The sequence below is a fragment of the Pseudoalteromonas sp. BSi20495 genome, from assembly GCF_000241185.1.
In the GTDB taxonomy this organism is placed as follows: domain Bacteria; phylum Pseudomonadota; class Gammaproteobacteria; order Enterobacterales; family Alteromonadaceae; genus Pseudoalteromonas; species Pseudoalteromonas fuliginea.
In genome coordinates this window covers 1-2,234 of sequence record NZ_BADY01000187.1, presented here as the reverse complement: position 1 = coordinate 2,234, position 2,234 = coordinate 1, and the positions used below count along the sequence as shown (strand labels likewise).

At 40.1% G+C, this 2,234-nt stretch carries 2 protein-coding genes; one reads left to right on the top strand and one right to left on the bottom strand.

The annotated features are described in order from the left end of the window. Positions 1 to 169 precede the first annotated feature (169 nt). On the bottom strand, positions 170 to 868 hold the full coding sequence (rsuA, locus tag P20495_RS00525) for a 16S rRNA pseudouridine(516) synthase RsuA (protein WP_008139411.1): 699 nt from the start codon (positions 866 to 868) through the stop codon (positions 170 to 172). A gap of 59 nt (positions 869 to 927) precedes the next feature. On the opposite strand from rsuA, the gene zapE reads away from it, so the two are divergent. Next, entirely contained in the window at positions 928 to 2,037 is a 1,110-nt protein-coding gene (gene zapE / locus P20495_RS00530; RefSeq protein WP_008139409.1) for a cell division protein ZapE, read from the top strand. Positions 2,038 to 2,234 lie beyond the last annotated feature (197 nt).

Here is a 2,234-nt window from a genome sequence, read left to right as displayed (position 1 = left end):
TTTTAAACACCCAAGCCACGTTACATGAGCGCGAAGTAAATTCGTACCAACAGGGTTTTACATATTGTAGGTGAGGTTTTATACCTCGCTTTTTTAAACACCCAAGCCACGTTACATGAGCGCGAAGTAAATTCGCACCTACAGGGTTTTACATATCGTAGGTGAGGTTTTATAATTTAATCTCATCAGCTGTTAGCAATCTATATTCACCACTTGCCAAGTTTTCATCTAATTTAATGCCTGCAATCTGCTCGCGATGTAACTCAACGACTTTGTTATCTACCGCGTAAAGCATACGCTTAACTTGATGATACTTACCTTCACTTATTGATAAACGCAGTCCGTAATTAGCAAGTCGTTCGGCAATCGCTGGGCGGGTTAAATCTTTTTCATTATGGAGCATGACACCTGTTCGTAATTGCTCAAGCGCTTCGTCGGTTATAGGCTCTTGAGTTTCGACTAAGTAGGTTTTAAATTTATTACTTTTAGGTGACGTGATTTTATGTGACCAATCGCCATCATTGGTAATTATAACTAATCCTGTGGTATCTATATCAAGGCGGCCTGCCACGTGAAAGTCGCTCATATTTGGCTCATCAAGTAAGTCAAAAACGGTTTTGTGTAGCTCGTCACTATTAGCGCATACATAGCCAACAGGTTTATTTAGCATGTAATAGCGCTTACCTAAAAATACCAAAGGCGTACCTTGGTGCAGTACTTCATCTTGCTGGGCTAGCTGAAAATTATGTGAGGTAATTATTTCGCCATTAACGCTTACTTCTTTTCGCTTAATACTAGCGCGGGCTTGCGTGCGTGGCATTTCAGCTAAGTGGCTAATAAATTTATCTAAGCGGCAAGGGAATTTCATTTTGGTTCACATTTTTAGTCGGCTACAATGGGCGCGATTATAGCCGATAGTGAAATACCATGACAGTGCACAGCACACAAATATTAAGCCTTTACCAAGCAAAAATAGACACGGGTGAACTGTGTTTTGATGCTGCGCAGCAAAATGCGGTGGAAGCTTTAAATACGTTAGGCGAGCAACTTCAAGTTCACACATTATGGTGGCAAAAAGCGCCCTTAACAAAAGGTGTTTATTTATATGGACCAGTAGGGCGCGGTAAATCTATGCTGATGGATTTATTTTATAAAAACCTACCGATTGAGCAAAAGCAGCGGCTGCATTTTCATCATTTTATAGCACAAGTGCATGCCCAACTTTCGAAGCTACAAGGTCAAAAAAATCCATTAATCTTAATTGCAAAACAGTGGGCTAAAAACATCCGTTTACTGTGTTTTGACGAGTTTTTTGTGAGCGACATCGGCGATGCCATGATTATGGCCAGATTGTTCAATGCGTTGTTTGAACAAGGTGTTGTGCTGGTGGCCACATCGAACGCAAAGCCAGAGCAGCTTTATTACAACGGCCTACAACGAGTGCGATTTTTACCTACTATCGATTTAATTAATAACCATTGCCATATAATTAACGTGGCAGGGGAGGACGATCACCGCTTTAGATATGGTAAAAACAGCCGGCACTATTTTATTAATTTACCTAAACATGATTTTCAAAATGAGTTTTTAGTTTCTTATCCTGCTGCAACATACAGCAATACAATTAGCGTGCATGGCCGTGATTTACCTTATTTATTAAAAGCCGATAATGCCTTAATGATTGATTTTATGGCGCTATGCTCCGGCCCGCGTAGTGCTAACGATTATATGTATTTAGCAACGCAATTTGATGTGTTATATGTATCGAATGTGCCACAAATGGGTGTTAAGGCGACGGGTAAAGTTATAGTTCACGGTATAGAAGATAGTTATCAGCGCGAAAAACAAACGCTTGATGAGCACACCTTTGACGACGAAGCGCGTCGCTTTATTGCCTTAGTAGATGAATTTTACGATTGCCATAAATTGCTGGTAATAAATGCGCAAACCGACATTGAACATTTGTATAAAGGTAAAAAATTGCGCTTTGAATATGCACGCACACAATCACGCATAGTCGAAATGCAAAATTGGTAACGCTTTGGTTTGATATATAGTGTAGACGTTGAGCTTGCTCACGCGAGAAGCATAGCTTCTAGTTATAAAGCTATTTTAAAAACTGCGTTTTTACACGCCAGCAAGGTGTGTGGCTACAAGTGAGTTTAACCACAGCGTTAAATTTATTTGTAGACGTAGAGCTTGCTCACGTGAGAAGCATAGCTTCTAGTTATAAA

Excerpts from the sequence above, each read along its gene's own strand:
- rsuA (WP_008139411.1), bottom strand. The coding sequence starts at position 868 with ATGAAATTCCCTTGCCGCTTAGATAAATTTATTAGCCACTTAGCTGAA.
- zapE (WP_008139409.1), top strand. The coding sequence starts at position 928 with ATGACAGTGCACAGCACACAAATATTAAGCCTTTACCAAGCAAAAATA.